At 71.9% G+C, this 18,608-nt stretch carries 16 protein-coding genes; 4 read left to right on the top strand and 12 right to left on the bottom strand.

What is annotated here, in order from left to right; translation table 11 throughout:
* Positions 1 to 4: 4 nt before the first annotated feature.
* The 6 genes from ACLJOU_RS35000 to ACLJOU_RS35025 form a co-directional block, all read right to left on the bottom strand.
* Positions 5 to 1,420, bottom strand: a complete 1,416-nt coding sequence (locus tag ACLJOU_RS35000) for a M1 family metallopeptidase (RefSeq protein ID WP_410573539.1) — start codon at positions 1,418 to 1,420, stop codon at positions 5 to 7.
* Positions 1,421 to 1,500: 80 nt separating this feature from the next.
* The gene (locus tag ACLJOU_RS35005; RefSeq protein ID WP_410573540.1) at positions 1,501 to 5,532 is read right to left on the bottom strand and encodes a Pls/PosA family non-ribosomal peptide synthetase; all 4,032 of its coding nucleotides are present in this window, start codon (positions 5,530 to 5,532) and stop codon (positions 1,501 to 1,503) included.
* Between the two features lie 355 nt (positions 5,533 to 5,887).
* Entirely contained in the window at positions 5,888 to 7,387 is a 1,500-nt protein-coding gene (gene der, locus ACLJOU_RS35010) for a ribosome biogenesis GTPase Der (protein ID WP_410573541.1), read from the bottom strand.
* 16 nt (positions 7,388 to 7,403) lie between these two features.
* The gene (locus ACLJOU_RS35015) at positions 7,404 to 7,964 is read right to left on the bottom strand and encodes a lysophospholipid acyltransferase family protein (RefSeq protein ID WP_410573542.1); all 561 of its coding nucleotides are present in this window, start codon (positions 7,962 to 7,964) and stop codon (positions 7,404 to 7,406) included.
* A 164-nt stretch (positions 7,965 to 8,128) separates the two neighbouring features.
* Complete coding sequence (gene cmk, locus ACLJOU_RS35020) at positions 8,129 to 8,833, bottom strand: (d)CMP kinase (protein ID WP_410573576.1); 705 nt, start codon at positions 8,831 to 8,833, stop codon at positions 8,129 to 8,131.
* Positions 8,834 to 8,923: 90 nt separating this feature from the next.
* On the bottom strand, positions 8,924 to 9,469 hold the full coding sequence (locus ACLJOU_RS35025) for a TetR/AcrR family transcriptional regulator (RefSeq protein ID WP_410573577.1): 546 nt from the start codon (positions 9,467 to 9,469) through the stop codon (positions 8,924 to 8,926).
* A gap of 111 nt (positions 9,470 to 9,580) precedes the next feature.
* Between ACLJOU_RS35025 and ACLJOU_RS35030 the strand changes: the two genes are divergently transcribed.
* The 3 genes from ACLJOU_RS35030 to ACLJOU_RS35040 are packed head-to-tail and all read left to right on the top strand — an operon-like array spanning position 9,581 to position 11,670.
* Entirely contained in the window at positions 9,581 to 9,949 is a 369-nt protein-coding gene (locus ACLJOU_RS35030; RefSeq protein ID WP_410573578.1) for a DUF4267 domain-containing protein, read from the top strand.
* A gap of 37 nt (positions 9,950 to 9,986) precedes the next feature.
* A complete protein-coding gene (locus tag ACLJOU_RS35035; RefSeq protein WP_410573543.1) occupies positions 9,987 to 10,469 on the top strand; it encodes a cation:proton antiporter regulatory subunit in 483 nt (160 codons plus the stop codon).
* 7 nt (positions 10,470 to 10,476) lie between these two features.
* Positions 10,477 to 11,670 carry a cation:proton antiporter gene (locus tag ACLJOU_RS35040; RefSeq protein ID WP_410573544.1) on the top strand — a complete coding sequence of 398 codons (1,194 nt, stop codon included), beginning with the start codon at positions 10,477 to 10,479 and terminating at the stop codon, positions 11,668 to 11,670.
* A 140-nt stretch (positions 11,671 to 11,810) separates the two neighbouring features.
* On the opposite strand, the gene ACLJOU_RS35045 is transcribed toward ACLJOU_RS35040, so the two are convergent.
* Complete coding sequence (locus ACLJOU_RS35045) at positions 11,811 to 13,652, bottom strand: Xaa-Pro dipeptidyl-peptidase (protein ID WP_410573545.1); 1,842 nt, start codon at positions 13,650 to 13,652, stop codon at positions 11,811 to 11,813.
* Between the two features lie 67 nt (positions 13,653 to 13,719).
* Between ACLJOU_RS35045 and ACLJOU_RS35050 the strand changes: the two genes are divergently transcribed.
* Positions 13,720 to 14,550, top strand: coding sequence for an SAM-dependent methyltransferase (locus tag ACLJOU_RS35050; RefSeq protein WP_410573546.1), 831 nt, complete (start codon positions 13,720 to 13,722; stop codon positions 14,548 to 14,550).
* Here ACLJOU_RS35050 and ACLJOU_RS35055 read toward each other — a convergent pair.
* From ACLJOU_RS35055 to ACLJOU_RS35075, 5 genes are read right to left on the bottom strand one after another with little or no spacing between them, the layout of a single operon-like run.
* Entirely contained in the window at positions 14,529 to 15,281 is a 753-nt protein-coding gene (locus ACLJOU_RS35055; protein WP_285450088.1) for a pseudouridine synthase, read from the bottom strand. The two genes, ACLJOU_RS35050 and ACLJOU_RS35055, sit on opposite strands and share 22 nt — an antisense overlap.
* A complete protein-coding gene (gene scpB / locus ACLJOU_RS35060) occupies positions 15,268 to 16,131 on the bottom strand; it encodes an SMC-Scp complex subunit ScpB (protein ID WP_410573547.1) in 864 nt (287 codons plus the stop codon). Before scpB ends, ACLJOU_RS35055 begins: the two co-directional genes overlap by 14 nt.
* A complete protein-coding gene (locus ACLJOU_RS35065; RefSeq protein WP_410573548.1) occupies positions 16,128 to 17,030 on the bottom strand; it encodes a segregation and condensation protein A in 903 nt (300 codons plus the stop codon). Before ACLJOU_RS35065 ends, scpB begins: the two co-directional genes overlap by 4 nt.
* The gene (locus tag ACLJOU_RS35070) at positions 17,030 to 17,461 is read right to left on the bottom strand and encodes a cobyrinic acid a,c-diamide synthase (protein WP_410573549.1); all 432 of its coding nucleotides are present in this window, start codon (positions 17,459 to 17,461) and stop codon (positions 17,030 to 17,032) included. The genes ACLJOU_RS35065 and ACLJOU_RS35070 overlap by 1 nt, the downstream gene beginning before the upstream one ends.
* Entirely contained in the window at positions 17,458 to 18,429 is a 972-nt protein-coding gene (locus tag ACLJOU_RS35075; protein WP_410573550.1) for a ParA family protein, read from the bottom strand. Before ACLJOU_RS35075 ends, ACLJOU_RS35070 begins: the two co-directional genes overlap by 4 nt.
* Positions 18,430 to 18,608 lie beyond the last annotated feature (179 nt).

Raw genomic sequence — 18,608 nt, forward strand, 5'->3', positions numbered from 1 at the left:
CCCGTCAGGCTCCCGGCAGCGGCGGCAACGCCGGCGTGTACAGCCAGCGGCTGAAGAACGCGCTCAGCGACCGCCCCGCCTGCGCCTCGGCGGCCGCCACGAACTGCTCCGTCGTGACCAGCCCGTGCCGGTGCTCCTCGGCCCACGACTTCAGCAGCGCGAAGAACGCCGGGTCCCCGATCTCGGCCCGCAGCGCGTGCAGCGTCAGCCCGCCGCGCTTGTAGACGCGCTCGTCGAACATCCGGGACACCCCGGGGTCGGCGATGCGGACGTCCGCCGGCCTGGCCTTGATGCGCGCGTACCAGCTATGGGCCAGCGCCGCAGCGGACTGGCCGCCCGACTCCTCCGACCACAGCCACTCGGCGTACGTAGCGAAACCCTCGTTCAGCCAGATGTGGCGCCAATCCGCCACCGTGAGGCTGTTGCCGAACCACTGGTGGGCCAGCTCGTGCAGCACCAGCCGCTCGTGGGTGCGGCGGCCGTCGACGTGGTTGGCGCCGAAGATGGCCATGCCCTGCGCCTCGATCGGGTCGTCGAGGGCGTCGTCGGTGACCACGATGACGTACTCGGCGAACGGGTACGGGCCGAACAGCCGCTGCAGGAACTCCATCATCCGGCCCTGCCGCCCGAAGTCGCGGTCGAACAGGCGGCGCAGGCGCGGCGGCACGGCCGCGCGCTGCGGCACCGTCTCGAAAATCGACTCCACCTGGCCGCTCGCACGCCCGATGCCGAGGCTCAGCCGGCGCAGCCCCACCCCGGTGTGGGGGAACCAGCCGCGGCCGGTCAGCTCGACCTCGTCGTAGCGGCCGATCTGCACGCTCATCAGGTACGTCGCCGTCGGCTCGCGCCGCTCGAACACCCAGCGGGTGGTGCTCGCCGACGTCGAACGCTCGACCAGGGTGCCGGTTGCCGCGACCAGGTACGGCGACGCCGTCGTCACGCTCACCCGGTACGCGGCCTTGTCCGAGGGGTGGTCGTTGCACGGGTACCACGACGGCGCCCCGACCGGCTGGCTCGCCACCAGCGCGCCGTCGGTCAGCTCGTCCCAGCCGACGTCGCCCCAGCGGCTCCCGACCGGCCGCGGGTTGCCGACGTAGTGCACTTCGACGGTGAACACCGCACCCGCCGCGATCGACTTGGCCGGCTTGACGTGCAGCTTCGCCCCACGCTTGAGGTACTTCGCGGCCTTTCCGTCGACCAGCACGCGGTTGATCCGGAACTCACCGAAATCGAGGCTGACGCGGGAAAGCGCCTGCGTCGCCTCGGCGGTGATCACCGCCGAGGCCGAGAGCCGGTTCGGCGCGACCTTGTAGTCGAGGGCGAGGTCGTAGTGCCGGGTCCGGTAGCCGCCGTTGCCGTGCGCGGGCAGGTAGGGGTCACCGGAGGTGTCCGCGCCGGGAGCCGGAGCCTTCGCAATCACCCGTGGCGAACCTTTCGTCGTGCGTGCTGGCATCAGGCTCGCACGCCGCGGGTGAGCCCGGCGCGCCTGGTCCGCATTCGTTACTTACCGGGCCACGCCGAGATCGGGTTGCCCAGCCAGCGCGTGTCGGCGGGTACCTCGTCGCCGCGGGTCACCAGCGAGCCCGGGCCGACCGTCGTGCGCGCACCGATTCCCGCGCCCGGCAGCACGATGCCGTGCGGGCCGAGCGTCGCGCCTTCGTTGAGGGTCACGCTCGACATGCTCATGATCCGGTCGTGGAACAGGTGCGTCTGCACGACGCAGCCGCGGTTGATGGTCGCGCCGTCGCCCAGGGAAACGAGGTCCGCCTCGGGCAGCCAGTACGTCTCCAGCCAGACGCCGCGGCCGATCTTGACGCCCATCGTGCGCAGCCACGCGGTCAGCAGCGGCGTGCCGCCGACCGAGCCGATCAGCCACGGCACCGCGAAGGCCTCGACGAAGGTGTCCGCCAGCTCGTTGCGCCACACGAAGGAGCTCCACAGCGGGTGGTCGACCTCGCGGAACTTCCCGACCAGCAGCCACTTCATCACCGTCGCGGTCAGCGCCGCGACCACGCCGGCGGCCAGCAGCACGGGCCCGGCCAGCAGCAGGGCGACGCCGAAGCCGAACGCCGTCGCCGTCCACAACAGGGCGAACGCGACGACGACGGTCAGCGCGACACCGCACATGACCGGGACGATCCGACACAGCTCGACCAGCGCCCGCGCCGCCTTCAGGTGCAGCGCCGGGGTGTAGGTGCGGCTCGTGTCGGCCTCGCCGACCGCGCGGCGGACCGGCAGCGGCGGCATCCCGAGGTACGACGAGCCTTTCTTCGCCTTCAGCGGCGTCGACGACAGCACGCCGACCAGGCCGCGCTTCGGCACCGACCGCCCGGGGGCGGTCATCCCCGAGTTGCCGAGGAACGCCTGCTTGCCGATCCGGGCCGGGGCGACGTGCAGCCAGCCGTGGCCGAGCTCGTAGGTGGCGACCATGGTGTCGTCGGCCAGGAACGCGCCGCTGTCGACCTTGGTCATCTTCGGCAGCGCCAGCACGGTCGACGCCTCGACGTTGCGGCCCACCTTCGCGCCGAGCAGCCGCAGCCACACCGGCGTGAACAGGCTGGCGTACAGCGGGAACAGCCCTTCGCGGGCCATGCTCATCAGGCGCTCGGTGGCCCAGACCTGCCAGGCGACGCGGCCGTGCACCGGGTGGTAGCCCTCGACCATGCCGATGCTCAGCGACCGGACGCCGACCAGCACGAGCAGCATGTACGCGAGGAAGTACGCGGCGGTCGCGACCGGGACGAAGACCAGGGCGCGGGTGAACGCGTCCAGCAGCGTCGGAGCACCGGCGATCGCGTAGCCGAGCACGGCGACCCCGGCCAGCGCGGCCACGCCGGGCAGGAACCCGAGGGCCAGGGAGGTCACCCCGTAGACGGCGGCCCAGAAGTGCGACCGCGGCGGCCGGCTCGACGGCCACTTCAGCGCGTCCCGCTCGTCCTTGGCGACGCGCGCGGCGGGCGAACCGGCCCAGCGCTGCCCGGCCGGGACGGCGCCGCGGACGGTCGACCCGGCCGCGATCTCCGCACCCTTGCCGATCCGGACCCCCGGGAACAGCGTGCTGCGCGCACCCACCCGGGCCTCCGCGCCGACGCGGACCTTGCCGATGTGCACGACGTCGCCGTCGACCCAGTGGCCGGTCAGATCGACCTCGGGCTCGATCGCGGCACCGCGGCCCAGCTTGAGGAAGCCGGTGACCGGCGGCGGCGAGTGCAGGTCGACGTCCTTGCCGATCCGCGCGCCGAGCGCCTTCGCGTACGTCGTCATCCAGGACGCGCCGGCGATGCTGTCCGCGCCGGAGAACTCGGCCAGCTTCTCGGCCGTCCACAGTCGCAAGTGGACACTGCCGCCGCGCGGGTGGGTGCCCGGGCGGACACCGGAAAGCAGCACGCGTGCGCCGCCCGCGGCGATGGCGATCCGGCCCGCCGGGCTGAACAGCACCACCCAGGCCAGGCCGATCCAGGCCCAGCTCAGCGTCGGCGCCCAGGCGAACCCGAGCAGCGACAGGACGTTCGACAGCGCGGCGGCCAGCGTCGCCCAGCGCAGCCCGACCAGGCCCATCAGCGGAACCATCAGCAGCGTCTGGATGACCCCGGCCCGGCGCTTGGTCGGGGTGACGTCCCGGCGTTCGGTGGCCTGCCCGCTCAACGCGTCCAGCATCGCCGCCAGCGCGCCCAGCTTGGGGTGGGCGTAGATGTCGGCCACCGACACCTGCGGGTGCCGGGTGCGGATGCGGGCGACCACCTGCGCGGCGGTCAGGCTGCCGCCGCCGTGGGTGAAGAAGTCGGCCTTCGGGCTGTCGACCGACACGCCGAGGATCTCGGCCCAGCCTTCGGCGAGCCACGTCTCGGTCGGCGTCAGCCCGGAAGCCTCCACTGTGGACAGCGGCCACGGGAGGGCGGCGCGGTCGACCTTGCCGGAGGTGCGGGTCGGCAGGTCGTCGACGACGGCGAGCAGCGGCACCAGCGCGGCGGGAAGCTGCTCGCGCAGGCGCGTCGCCGCCTGGTCGTGGTCGAACACCGCCGACGCACTCTTTCCCGCGGAGGCGGCATCCGAAACCGCCGACGCACTCTTTCCCGCGGAGGCGGCATCCGAAACCGCCGACGCACTCTTTCCCGCGGAGGCGGCATCCGAAACCGCCGACGCGCTCTTTCCCGCGGAGGCGGCATCCGACACAGCGGCGCTGGGGACCACGTACCCGACGAGAACCTGGTTTCCGGCCTTGGTGCGGCGGATCGCGGCGGCCGCGCCCTGCACGCCCGGGAGGGCCTGCAGCGCGGCGTCGACCTCGCCCAGCTCGATGCGGCGGCCGCCGAGCTTGACCTGCTCGTCGAGGCGGCCGAGGAACAGCAGGCCTTCCTCTTCCGCGCGGACCATGTCACCCGAGCGGTAGGCCCGCTCCCAGCCCAGCGACGGCAGGGGCGCGAACTTCTCGGCGTCCTTGGCCGCGTCGAGGTAGCGGGCCAGGCCGACGCCGCCGATGACGAGCTCGCCGGTCTCCCCCATGGCGACCGGCTCGCCCTCGTCGTTGACCACGGCGAGCTGCCAGCCGTTGAGCGGGAGGCCGATGCGGACGGGGCCCTCGCCGGTCAGCTGCGCGGCGCAGGCGACGACGGTGGCCTCGGTCGGGCCGTAGGTGTTCCAGACTTCGCGGCCTTCGACGGCGACGCGCTCGGCGAGCTCCGGCGGGCACGCCTCGCCGCCGAAGATGAGCAGCCGGACGTCCTCGAGCGCGTCGGCCGGCCACAGGGCGGCCAGCGTCGGCACGGTCGAGACGACGGTGATGCGCTGCGCGACCAGCCACGGGCCGAGGTCGACGCCGGTGCGGACCAGCGCGCGCGGCGCCGGGACCAGGCAGGCGCCGTGGCGCCAGGCCAGCCACATCTCTTCGCAGGAGGCGTCGAAGGCGACGCTCAGCCCGGCCAGGACGCGGTCACCGGGGCCGATCGGCTCGTCGGCGAGGAAGAGCTCGGCCTCGGCGTCGACGAAGGCGGCGGCACTCGCGTGGGTGACGGCGACGCCCTTGGGCTTGCCGGTGGAGCCGGAGGTGAAGATGATCCAGGCGTCGTCCGCGGGCCCGGGACGGCCTTCGCGGCCGCTCGGGGTGCTGTGGACGTGGATCTCGCCGTCGGTGGCGATCGTCGCGACCTGGGCTTCCCCGAAGACCAGCTCGGCGCGCTCGTCCGGGTCGTCCGCGTCGACCGGCACGTAGGCGGCGCCGACGGAGAGGGTGGCGAGGATGGCGATGTACAGCTCGGCGGTGCCGGAGGAGATCCGGATGCCGACGCGGTCGCCGAGGCCGACGCCGTGGCCGCGGAGGCGGCGCCCGTAGGCGTCGACCTCGTCGAGGAGCCGCCGGTAGGTGAGGGTGGTGGTGCCGTCGTCGATCGCGGCGGCGTTGGGGTGCCGCTCGGCGGTGGCGGTGAGGACGTCGAGGAGGGTGCGCTCACCCGCGCCGAGGCCGGACCGGAACAGCGCGCGGTCGGCGAGCGTGACCTCGGGGGTGGATCCGGTGGGTTCGATGGTGACGGTCATCGGACTGCCACCTCGACCGTGCTGAAGACGTGCAGAGACGAACCATGGGCGCGCAAGCCCACCACTCACCTTTCGGGAGCCTCATACCGGGCTTGCTCTCCGGTTGAGGCGCCCGCAACGACCTTTCACGATACCCGCAGATCACCGAAAGGTATCCCCAGGATCACGCTCGCGTGTCAGACCTCACGATGATCAGGGCACCACGCGTGCTCAGAGAGTCATCACTCGTGATTGAAAGGTCGACACGCGTGATTGAGGGGTCGACACGGCGTCCGGCCGTGGATTCGCCGTGTCGACCCTCCAATCACGCGTGTCGGCTTCCCAATCACGCGTGTCGACCAAAACGTGCCGGAAATCACCGGGTTCGGGTGGCTTTTCCGCCGACCTTCGGCTTCGCCTTCTTCTCGCGGACCCGCACGTTCACCCGGACGGGGCTGCCGGTGAAGCCGAACTGCTCGCGGAACTTGCGCTCGATGAACCGGCGGTAGCCCGCTTCGAGGAAGCCGGTCGTGAACAGCACCAGCGTCGGCGGGCGGATACCGGCCTGCGTCGCGAACAGCACCTTGGGCTGCTTGCCGGACCGGACCGGCGGCGGGGTGGCCGCGATCAGGTCGGACAGCCACGCGTTGAGCTGGCCGGTCGGCACCCGCTGGTCCCACGACTTCAGCGCGGTCCGCAGGGCCGGCGCGAGCTTGCGCACCGAACGGCCGGTCAGCGCCGAGATGTTGACCTTCTCCGCCCACGGCACGCGGACCAGGCCGCGCTCCAGCTCGCGGACCATCGCGTGCCGGCGGTCCTCGTCGACCAGGTCCCACTTGTTGAACGCCAGCACGCACGCACGGCCGGCCTCGACGACCATGGTGAGCACCCGCAGGTCCTGTTCGGACAGCGGCTCGGCCGCGTCCAGCAGGACGATCGCGACCTCGGCCGCGTCGATCGCGGTCTTGGTGCGCAGCGAGGCGTAGTACTCGGCGCCCGCGGCGAAGTTGACGCGCTTGCGCAGGCCCGCCGTGTCCACGAACCGCCAGGTCTCACCGTCCAGCTCGACCAGCGAGTCGACCGGGTCGACGGTGGTGCCCGCGACCGAGTCGACGACCGAGCGCTCCTCGCCGGACAGCTTGTTGAGCAGGCTGGACTTGCCCACGTTCGGCTTGCCGACCAGCGCGACGCGGCGGGGGCCCGACGTCACGGCGCCACCTTCGCGCGGCGACTCGGGCAGGGCCTTGAGGATGGCGTCGAGCAGGTCGCCGGAGCTGCGGCCGTGCAGCGCGCTGACCGGGTGCGGCTCGCCGAGGCCGAGCGACCACAGCGACGCGGTGTCGGCGAGCAGCCGGTCGTCGTCGACCTTGTTGGCCGCCAGCAGCACCGGTTTCTTCGAGCGCCGCAGCACCTTGGAGACGGCTTCGTCGGTGGCCGTGGCGCCGACCGAGGCGTCGATCACCAGCAGCACCGCGTCCGCGGTCTGCATGGCCAGTTCGGCCTGGGCGGCGACGGAGGCCTGCAGCCCGGTCGCGTCCGGTTCCCAGCCGCCCGTGTCGACCAGGGTGAACTTGCGGCCACCCCAGTAGGCGTCGTAGGCGACGCGGTCGCGGGTCACGCCCGGCACGTCCTGCACGACGGCTTCCCGCCGGCCGAGGATGCGGTTGACCAGCGTCGACTTGCCCACGTTCGGGCGGCCGACGACGGCGAGCACCGGCTGCGCGAGCGCGGCCTCCTCGGCCGCTTCCGCCGCCTCGATCTGCGCGTCGAGCGCGGCGAATTCGGTCTCGTCCGACCAGGTGCCGTCGACTTCGCCGACGCCGTCGTACTCCGCCGACGCACTCTTTCCCGCGGAGGCGGGGTCATACACTGCCATTACTACCCTGTTTCCCTTATACCGCACCGAATCCGTGTTCGGCACGCCAGTCGTCCAAAGTCTTCACGAGCGCCGCGAGCTCACCGCGCAGCTCTTCGGTGCCCTGGTCGAGCCCGGTCTTCCCGGGTCCCACCTTCGGCGAAAACGGCTCGCCCACGAGGATGTCCACCCGCGGCCGGAACCGTCGCCCGCCGCCGGCCGGCTTGAGCGTGCCCCGCGTCGCGATCGGGAGCACGGTCGCGCCGGAGGCCCGGACCAGCCAGGCCGCACCGCGTTCGGCCGTGCCGACGTCCCCGGAACCGCGGGTGCCTTCGGGGAAGATCCCGACGACACCGCCGTCCTTCAGGACGCCGACCGCGGTCAGCAGCGGCTTGCGGTCGATCTCGCCGCGCTTGAGCGGGATCTGCCCGATCGCCAGCAGGAACTTGCCGACGATCCCGCCGAACATCTCGGCCTTGACCAGGAACGCCGAACGCCGCGGAAGCATTCCGAAGATCAGCTGCGGCTCGATCATGGAGCTGTGGTTGGCGATCACGAGCAGCGGCCCGGTGGCGGGGACGCGCTCGCGGCCGTGCACCCGGATGCGGAAGGCCGAGCGCAGATAGTACCGGGCGAAGACCCGCCCGGCGTCGTGGAGCCTGCCGACGGATCCCTCGGGGAGTCCGTCACACCTCGCTTTCGGGGGGTCCAGGGGGGCTTGCCCCCCGGCCGGGGTCTGGGGCTTGGCCCCAGAGCCATCAGTCATCGAGCTACCTCGGCGTTGCAGCCTTCGAGGATGCCGCGGTGGCTGGCGAGCTCGCTGAGGGCGACGATCACCTGGTCGATCGACAGTTCCGAGGTGTCGACGTGGACGGCGTCGTCGGCCGCGCGCAGCGGGGAGGCCGCGCGGGTCGAGTCGAGGTGGTCGCGGCGCTCGACGCTGGCCAGGGCGTCGGCGACCGAAGACTGCCGCCCGGCCGCGGTGTCCTGGGTGCTGCGGCGCGACGCGCGGACGTCGGCCGAGGCGGTCAGGTAGACCTTGAGCGGCGAGTCCGGCGCGACGACCGTCCCGATGTCCCGGCCCTCGACGACGATCCCGCCACGGTGCGCCACGACGTCTTCGATGATCTGCCGCTGCCGGGCGACCAGCAGCTCGCGCACGTGCGGCACGGCCGAGACCGGCGAAACCGCCTTGGTGACCTCGGGCCCGCGGATGTCGGCGGCGACGTCCGCACCGGCCAGCCGGATCTCGGGCCGGTCGGGGCTGGTGCCGATGGCGAATTCGGCCTGGTCGGCGACGGCGGCGACCGCGTTCGCGTCGGCCGGGTCGACGCCGGCGCGCAGCACGGCGAGGGTGACCATCCGGTACATGGCCCCGGTGTCGAGGTAGCCGGCGCCGAGGCGCTGGGCGAGCTTGCGGGCGACGGTGGTCTTCCCGGTCCCCGACGGGCCGTCCAGCGCGACCACACCACGTAGGGCTCCCGTCACCGGCACTCTCCTCGCGTTCTCGTCCCGTTCGGCTTCGCCTCCATTCTGCCGGTCGGGCCGCGGAGGAGATCAGTCGGCCCGCGCGCCGAAGCGCGCCACCACCAGCGCGAGGCGCTCGTCACGGTGAGCCGGGGACAGCCGGCGGCCGCGGTCGAGGGTCACCAGGCCGTGCAAGGTGCCCCAGAACACCTCGGTCAACGGGCCGGCGTCCTGCCGCCCGGCCACCGGCTCGATGACCGCGAGCAGCTCCGCGAAGTTCGCCTTCATCACCGCCGGGGTGTCGTCCTGGGCGAACGGCAGCTCCGAAGCCAGCGTGAACATCGCGTCGTACAGCGCCGGCTTGGCCTCGGCGAACCCGACGTAGGCCCGGACGACACCGGCAAGGCCGCCTTCGCGCGCTTCCGCCAGCACGGCGGCCAGCTCGGCGAAGCCCTCCAGCGCGGCCGCGGCCATGATCGCGTCCTTGCCGCCGGGAAAGTGGCTGTAGAGCACCGGCTGGCTGTACTCGATCAGGGCCGCGAGCTTCCGGGTAGTGACCGCGTCCCACCCTTCCGCCTCGGCGAGTTCCCGCGCCGCGGCGACGATCCGCTGCGCTCGCTCGGTCCGGTCGCGCATCCGCCGCTGTCCCTGGGTCATACGTCACATGCTAGCACCGCTAGACAAACTAGCGTCGCTAGATTAGCGTTGCTAGCAATCCTAGCGATGCTAGAAAACCTGGAGGAACCCATGATCGTCACCGGCTACGTCCTCACCGCGCTCGTCGCGCTCGGGATCATCTACATCGGCCTCAGCTACCTCTTCGCGCCGAACAAGACCGCCGCGGGCTTCGGCTTCAACGCAGTTCCGGAGAACGCCGAGACCTTCCTGAACGTCAAGGGCGGCCGCGACGTCGGCGCCGGGCTGATCCCCATCGCCCTGATGATCTACGGCGACCCGCACGCGCTGGGCTGGATGATGCTGACCGCGGCCGTCTGGCCCGTCTTCGACATGCTGATCATCCTGCGCCACCGCGGGAAGAAGGCCGTCGCCTTCGGCGTCCACGGCCTGACCGCCGCCGTGATGGTCGTCGCGGCCCTGCTCCTGCTGCTCGGCTGAACGCCGCGAAACGGACACGTGGGTTACCGTGGGCCGGGTGAACGTCGAAGTAACCCCCCTGCCCGGCATCGGGGTCCGCAAGGACTTCGCCACCCGTACCGGCCGCCGCATCGGTGTCGTCACCCAGCGGGACGGGCACATCGAGCTCATCGTGTCGAAGACGGACGACCCCGACGCCTGCGCCGCCTCGATCCCGCTCACCGCGGACGAGGCCGGCGCGCTGGCGAACCTGCTCGGCGCCCCGCAGCTGGTCGCGCAGCTCACCGAGGAGCACCGCGACCTGCCGGGGATCAGCACGCGGCAGCTGCCGATCACGCCGTCCGGCCCGTTCGACGGCCGGACGCTCGGCGACACCGCGATGCGCACCCGCACCGGCGTCTCGGTCGTCGCCGTGGCGCGGGCCGGGCAGGTGCACCCGTCGCCGACGCCGGACTTCACGTTCACCGGGGGCGACCTGCTGGTCGCGGTCGGCACGAGCGAGGGCCTCGAAGCCGCCGTCAAGATCCTCAAGTACGGCTGAGCGGCCGATGGACCACACCGCGCTGTCCCTGATCGAACTGGGGGCGGTCTTCTTCGGGCTGGGCGCCCTCGGGCGCCTGGCCGGCAAGATCGGCCTCTCCCCCATCCCGCTCTACCTGCTCGGCGGTCTCTGCTTCGGCTCCGGCGGCCTGATCCCGCTGACCGACATCGGCGGCTTCACCCACCTGGCCGGCGAAATCGGCGTCGTGCTGCTGCTCCTGCTGCTGGGCCTCGAGTACTCCGCGGCCGAGCTGTTCACCGGGCTGCGCCGCTCGTGGACGGCGGGCCTGCTCGACATCGTCCTGAACGCCGCTCCCGGCGCGGCCGTCGCGCTGCTGCTGGGCTGGGGCCCGGTCGGCGCGATGGTGATGGCGGGCGTCACCTACATCTCGTCGTCCGGCATCGTCGCCAAGGTCCTCGGCGACCTCGGCCGGCTCGGCAACCGCGAGACGCCGGTGGTGCTGTCGATCCTCGTGTTCGAAGACCTCGCCATGGCGCTCTACCTGCCGATCCTCACCGCGGTGCTGGGCGGGGTGTCCCTGCTCGGCGGCCTCGAGGCCGTCGGCATCTCGCTGCTGGTGATCACCGTGGTGCTGGTGGTGGCGCTCAGGTTCGGCCGGTACGTCTCGGCCGCCGTCGACAGCCCGGACCGCGAGGTGTTCCTGCTCAAGGTTCTCGGGGCCGCCCTGCTGGTGGCCGGGCTGGCGTCGGCGATGCAGGTGTCGGCCGCGGTCGGCGCGTTCCTGCTCGGCATCGCGATCTCGGGTTCGACGGCGGAGAACGCGACGCGCATGCTCGAGCCGCTGCGGGACCTGTTCGCGGCGGTGTTCTTCGTGGTGTTCGGGCTCAACACGAACCCGGCGTCGATCCCGCCGGTGCTCGGCTGGGCGATCGTGCTCGCGGTGGTGACGACGCTGACGAAGGTCGCCACCGGCTGGTGGGCGGCGCGCCGCCAGGGCATCGGTCGCCTGGGCCGCGCCCGCGCGGGCGCGGCACTGGTGGCCCGCGGCGAGTTCTCCATCGTGATCGCGGGCCTGGCGGTGACGGCGGGCGCGGTCACGGGCGAACTGGCGGCCCTGGCCACGGCGTACGTGCTGCTGATGGCGATCCTCGGCCCGACGGCGGCCCGGGTGGTCGAGCCGGTCGTCCGCGCCCTGCAACGCAAGTCGGCCACGAAGGCGGCCGCGGCCGAGGCGAACTAGGCGGGCTCGCGCAGATCCCCCGCTACGTCAAGCGCCCCAAGGCGGCCTTGGGTGCGTCTGACGCAACGAAGGCCGCCTTGGGTGCGTCGGACGCAACGAAGGCCACATTGGGGCGCTTGCAGGAGCCGGAGTCGCGGGCCTCAGCGCAGGTCCGCCCGGCCCGCCGACGGCACGAACGCGCCGCCGGTGGCGGCCGGGTGGGTTGCCGCGGCCGGGACCACGCCGGCCAGCGGGACCGATGCCGACGTGCGGGCCAGGTCCAGCGTCACCCGGCCCGGCTGGGCGGGGCCGCTGAGGAAGCTGCCGTCCGTGCCGCCGATGATGAGCGCGAGCGCGTGGCCGCGGGGCACGATGTGGTCCGTCGACGCCAGGCGGAACGTCATCGTGTACGCCGTCCCCGGCGTCAGCGGCCGCTCCTGCGAGAGGGAGGCGTAGTTCGCCAGGTCCGCCCAGCCGCGGCTGAGGATCGTGTAGTTCACCTTCTTCACGTCCGCGGACGTGATCCGGTAGCAGGCGTCGTCGCCGGTCGTCGACGAACCCCAGCAGTTCTCCGACGTGCCCGTCTTGATGCCCTCGCCGCTCCCCGCGAAATTGCGGATCGTCGCCGCGCCCAGGTCCACCAGCAGCGCCGAGAGCCGGGCCGAAGACGTGCTCGGCGTCGCCGTCACGGTGATCGACGGAGTCCCGGAGACCTGCACGTCGGACGGCAGGGCCCCGGTCGAGTAGGTCAGCGCCGCGCTGCCCGGGTTCGTCACCCACGTGTCCTCGCCCGCGCTCGGGTTGTCCGTGAAGGACGCCGTCCCGGACGCCGGCGAAGTGCCGAGCGTGCCGGACGCCCCCGGGCGCAACGTCGTCGCCACCGCACCGGCCGCCGGGTACGCGCTCTGGTCGGCCCACTGGTCCGGCTGCCGCTCGACGCTGGCCTGCGGCCCGTTCTGGACGCCGTTGTCGATGCCGAGCAGGTAGTGGTCGAACCACCGGTGCAGCAGGTCGACCCAGCCGGCCCGCCGGTAGTCGAACGGGTCGACGTGCCCGGTCTGCGCCAGCCAGATCTTCTTCTCGACGGCCAGCCCGGCCCACCACTGTCCGAAGTGGATGGTCTTGACGTTGAGGTCGTTGACGCCGTGGGACAGCAGCACGCTGGCCCGCACGTTCCGCGCGCTCGCGGCGTAGTCCCGCGCCGCCCACAGGGGCCCGTAGTCGCCGTTCGCGGTGGCGCCGGCGGCGAGCGCCTGGTTCTGCGCCGAGCAGTTCTGCCCGCTGTTGCGCGCTTCGACCGTGCGCGCGAGCCCGTCCGGGTTGAAGCCGAAGGTCGCGCCGTCGGAGCGGTAGTAGTCGTACCAGGAGCTGATGGCCGAGATCGGGACGATGGTCTTGAGCCCGGCGACGCCGGTCGCCGCGACGCCGTTGGCGATCGTGCCGTCGTAGGACTTGCCGATCATGCCGACGTTGCCCGTGGTCCAGCCGGCGGTCACCGCGCTGCCGCCGGTCTTGGCGCTGTAGCCGGTGGCCCGGCCGTTGAGCCAGTCGATCACCATGCGCGCCGAGTCGACGTCCGACGGGCCGCCGACGTCCGCGCAGCCGGCCGAGCGGTTCGTCCCGGCCAGGTCGACCAGCACCACGGCGTAACCCCGCGGCACGAAGTAGTTGTCGTAGAACAGCGGGAACTTCACCGGTTTGCCGGCGCTGTCGTACGACTTCAGCTCGCTCTCGTTGCCGCGTCCGCAGCACGAGTAGTACGGGCTCGCGTCCATGATCACCGGAACGCGGGCAGCCGTGTCACCCGGGCGGATGATGTCGGCGGCGACGCGGTCGGAGCGGCCGTCGCCGTCGCCGTCGCGGCCGAGGTCGACCCAGACGGTTTCGCGGATCGCCTTCGCGTAGTCGTGGACCGGCTCGCTCGCCGCGGGCGCCGCGGCCGCCGGGGCCACCGCACCGGCCAGGAGCACCGCCAGGACCCCGCACACCACCCCGAGTCGCATGCCCGTCACGCTAGCGAACCGGCGCACCCGCCCGCCACGGCGGAAAGTCGGGCGTACGTTGAAAAGCATGACGGAGTCCCTGCCCGCGGTGAGCGTCACCGCCGTCGGTGTCGCCGCGCTGCGCGCGTACGAAAGCCGCCGCCCGGATCGCCTGTTCGACGATCCGTACGCGGCCGCGTTCCACGCTGCGGGGAGCTCCCTGCTGCCCATCGCGCCGGGCGAGACCCCGCGGGGCGGCCTCGGCGCGCTCTTCGCCGAGCAGGTGGCCATCCGCACCCGGTTCTACGACGACTACCTGCTGGGCGCCGGGTGCCCGCAGGTGGTGGTGCTCGCCGCCGGGCTCGACGCGCGCGCCTTCCGGCTCGCCTGGCCGCCGGGCGTGCGGTTGTTCGAGCTCGACCTGCCGGAGGTCCTCGCCTTCAAGGACGAGGTCCTGGCCGGCCAGGACGCGGTGCCGTCGTGCGAGCGCGTCGTGGTCCCGGCCGACCTGCGCGGCGACTGGGCGGGAGCGCTTCGCGCCGCCGGGTTCGATCCCGGTGTTCCCACGGCGTGGCTGGCCGAGGGCCTGCTCGTCTACCTGAGCCGCGAAGACGCCGAAGAGCTGCTTTCGACCGTGACCAGGCTGTCCGCGCCGGGCAGCCGGGTGTCGTTCGAACACCGGTCGGCCGAAACGCGGGACGGCCTGCTCGCCCGCGCCAAGGCCACCCCGGGAGCCGAGCGGGTCACCCGCCTGTGGCTGGGCGGTCTCGGCGGAGAGGCGCCGGACTGGCTCCGCCGCCACGGCTGGGCACCCACCGTCGTCTCCCACGCCGAACTGGCCGTGAAGTACGACCGTCCGGGCGACGAGACACTCGACGGCTTCCTCACCGCCGTGAGTCAGAGCTCGACGTTGCGGTAGAGCGCGCCGACCTCGGTCTTCGTCAGCCGCCGGATCGAGCCGACGCGCTGGTTGCCGAGCTGGACGTCGCCGACCGCCGTGCGGACCAGCTTCAGCACCGGGTGCCCGGTGTCCTTGAGCAGGCGGCGCACGATGTGCTTCTTGCCCTCGTGGATGACCAGCTCCACCAGCGACTTGCCGGAGTGCATGTCCTTCACGCGGAACTGGTCGACCTTGACGATGCCGTCGGGCAGCTCCCAGCCCTTGCGCAGCTCCTTGCCGAGCCCGCGCGGCACCAGGCCGTCGACTTCGGCGAGGTAGGTCTTGAGCACCCGGTAGGACGGGTGCATCAGCCGGTGGCCGAGGTCGCCGTCGTTGGTCAGCAGCAGCAGGCCCTCGGTGTTCTCGTCGAGCCGTCCGACGTGCACGACTCCGGGGGTCTCCTCGTACCGGCCGCGCAGGTAGTCGCCGACGCAGGGGCGGCCGCGGTCGTCCGACATCGTCGAGTGCACGCCCTTGGGCTTGTTCAGGGCGAGGTAGATGAGGTCGTCGCGCAGGTTCACCCGGGTGCCGTCGACGTGGATGATCGCGTTGTCCGGGTCGACGCGGCGGCCCAGCTCGGTGACGACCTCGCCGTCCACCTCGACCCGGCCGGCGACGATCAGGTCCTCCGCCGCGCGCCGCGAGGCGACGCCGGCCTGCGAGAGCACCTTCTGCAGCCGGACGCCGTCGGGGTGTTCACTGGATGTCATCGATGGTGTCCACTTCGGGTAGCAGCGGAGCGATCGGGGGCAGGTCGTTCAGTGACGACAGCCCCAGTCGCTCCAGGAACAGCTCGGTCGTCACGTACAGCGTGCCGGTCGTCTCGGGATCGGTCCCCATCTCTTCGATGAGGCCGCGCGCGAGGAGCGTCCGGATCACGCCGTCCACGTTCACGCCACGCACCGCGGCGACCCGCGCACGGGTCACCGGCTGCCGGTACGCGATCACGGCGAGGCTCTCCAGCGCGGCCCTGGTCAGCTTCGACCGCTGGCCGTCCAGCAGGAGCTTCTCCACGAACGGGGCATAGACGTCCCTAGTGTAGAACCGCCACCCTTCGCCGACGCGCCGCAGGTCGATCCCGGACGCCCGGTCGGTGAACTTCTGCGCCATGGTGCGGAGGGCGACGACGATCCGGGACTTCGGCTGGCCGAGGGTGTCGGCGAGGAGTTCCTCGCTCGCCGGCGAGTCGACGATGAGCAGCAGCGCCTCGAGCGCGGCTTCGAGGGTTTCGTCGGAGGTGACGTCCGGCACGGAGTCGGCGTCCCCAGCGGCGACCAGGTCCGACTCGGGATCCCCGGGCCCGGCTTCCGGCTCGCTGGACGCTTCCGGCTCAGGCTCCGCGGCGGCGTCGCTCTCACGGGAAAGCTCCGCCCCAAGATGGGCGTTTTCCCGTGAAAGTGCCCCTTCGGGCTCCTCGGCCAGGGGCTGCTCGGGTGCGCCGTCCTCGGTGACCGGCTCGCCCGAGAGGGCCTCCTCCAGGGCCAGCTCCGCCGCGGCCTCCACCGGCTCGCCCACCGGCGGCTGGGGCGGGAACACCTGCTCGTCGTTCTCCGGGCTCACCCGTACTCCTCTTCGTCTCCGAACGCGCGGTCCAGCTCGGCCGCCGCGGAGGCCTCTTCCTTCGAGCCGCCCGTCCAGCGGACGTGCAGCTCGGCCAGTGCCTCGGTCTGCTCGAACTGGACGGTCGCTTCGCGGTAGAGCTCCAGCAGCGCCAGGAAGCGCGCCACGATCTCCACCGTGTGCTCGCAGTCGTCGACCAGCTCCCCGAACGTCGCCTGGCCGCGTTCGGCCAGCATCACCCGCAGGATCGCCGCGTGCTCGCGCACCGAAATGCGGCCCATGTGGATGTGGGCGATCGACACCGTCGGCGGCGGCTTCGGCCGGAACACCGCCACCGCGATGTCGGCGAACTTCTGCGGCGTCACGCCCAGCATCACCTCGGGCAGCAGTCCGACGAACCGCTCCTCCAGCGCCACCGACCGCGGGTAGCGCCGCAGCGCGTTCTGCTCCAGCTCGCCGAACAGCGCGGCCACCTGCTTGTACGCGCGGTACTGCAGGATCCGCGCGAACAGCAGGTCGCGGGCTTCGAGCAGCGCCAGGTCGTCTTCGCTCTCCACCTCGGCCGACGGCAGCAGCCGGGCCGCCTTCAGGTCCAGCAGCGTGGCCGCGATGACCAGGAACTCCGTCGTCTCGTCGAGGTTCCAGTCGGTGCCCAGCGCGCGCGTGTAGGCGATGAAGTCGTCGGTGACCCGGTGCAACGCCACCTCGGTGACGTCCAGCTGGTGCTGCGAGATCAGCTGCAGCAGCAGGTCGAACGGCCCTTCGAAGTTGGCCAGCCGCACCTTGAACTTCGACGTGCTCAGTTCTTCGGTGTTGACGCCTTCGGGGATCATCCCGCCGTGCACCGTCTGGTGCACTTCGGGAACCTGTTCCTCCGGAGCCGGTTCCGGCTCGTCCATCAGCCCTCGGTTTCGCCGCCGTCTGAGCCGACCACCCGCAGCCGCTGCACCAGCACCGACTCCTCGCCGTTCTGGTCGAAGTCGGCCAGCAGCACCGCGACGGCCTCGCGGACCAGCCGGCCGCGGTCGACGACCAGGTCGTGCTTCGCGCGCAGCGTCAGCCGGGCCTGCTCCATCGCGACGAGCTCGTCGCCGGAGACGTACACGGTGATCTTCGCGTCGTGCTTGGTCCGGCCCGAGCCGTGCGGGGCCGCGCTGCGGGCGAGCTGTTCCGCGCGGCCGTTGCCCGCGGGCTTCGCCTTCGCGGCGGGCTCGGTGGGCTCGGTGGGCTCGGCCGGGGGCTGGGGAGGGAGATCGAGGGCGGGGCTGGCGGTGCTGGTCGTAATCCTGAAGAGTTCCGACGCTCCGGGCAGGGAAGCGCGCCTGCTCACCGAGCGATCACCTCGCGGGCCAGCTGACGGTACGCCGCCGCGCCGGCCGACTTGGGCGCCCAGGTCGTGATCGGCTCACCCGCGACCGTCGTCTCGGGGAACCGCACGGTGCGGTTGATGACCGTGTCGAACACGGTCTCGCCGAATGCCTCCACCACGCGAGCCATGACCTCCTTCGAATGCAGGGTTCTCGGGTCGTACATGGTGGCGAGAATCCCGACGATGTCCAGTTTGGGGTTGAGGCGTTCCTGCACCTTCTCGATGGTGTCGATCAGGAGGGCGACGCCTCGCAGACTGAAGAACTCGCACTCCAGCGGGATGATCACGCCGTCCGCGGCGGTCAGCGCGTTCACCGTGAGCAGGCCGAGCGAGGGCTGGCAGTCGACAAGAACATAGTCGTAGTCGTTCATGACCGGACGAAGGACCCGTAACAACGTGTGCTCGCGCCCTACCTCGGCGACGAGCTGGACCTCGGCGGCGGACAGGTCGATGTTGCTCGGCAGCAGGTCAACGCCGTCGACGCGGGTTTTCATCAGCACGTCGGTGGCGCTGACCGACCGCTCCATGATGGCGTTGTAGACCGTCTGGTCCAGCTCGTGCGGCTGGATGCCGAGGCCGACGGCGAGCGCGCCCTGCGGGTCGAAGTCGACGAGCAGCACCTTGCGCCCGTACTCGGCGAGCGCGGCACCCAGGTTGATGGTCGACGTCGTCTTGCCGACGCCGCCCTTCTGGTTGCACATGGCCATGATCTTGGCCGGGCCGTGCTTGTCCAGCGGCGCCGGATCCGGGTGCTCGCGGATCGGGCGGCCGGTCGGCCCGATGCCTTCGAGCTTCACCTTCTTGCCGTTGCGCTCCGGCGGCTCGTCGCCGTCGTGGAGTTCCGGCGTCGCGATCTTGACGTCGTTGAGGTTCGCCGCCGCCGACCCGGCGGACTCGGCCGGGTGGGCCGGCTGGTTCGGTGTCGACATGGCGAGAAGGCTCCTTGTTCGTCGCGTCCGCCGCAGCCTATGTCCGGAGTCGGAGCCCCGGCAAAGCAACGCGCCGGACTCGACGGGGCAATGTCACTCGACCGTCGGTGCAGGCTGGGAAGGCCCTTCGGGAAAAACACAGCGGCGCGCAGCGCCTCCGTCGAGGGCGGCGGCGGGGA

The sequence above is a fragment of the Amycolatopsis sp. cmx-4-61 genome (genome assembly GCF_046548775.1).
Lineage (GTDB): Bacteria > Actinomycetota > Actinomycetes > Mycobacteriales > Pseudonocardiaceae > Amycolatopsis.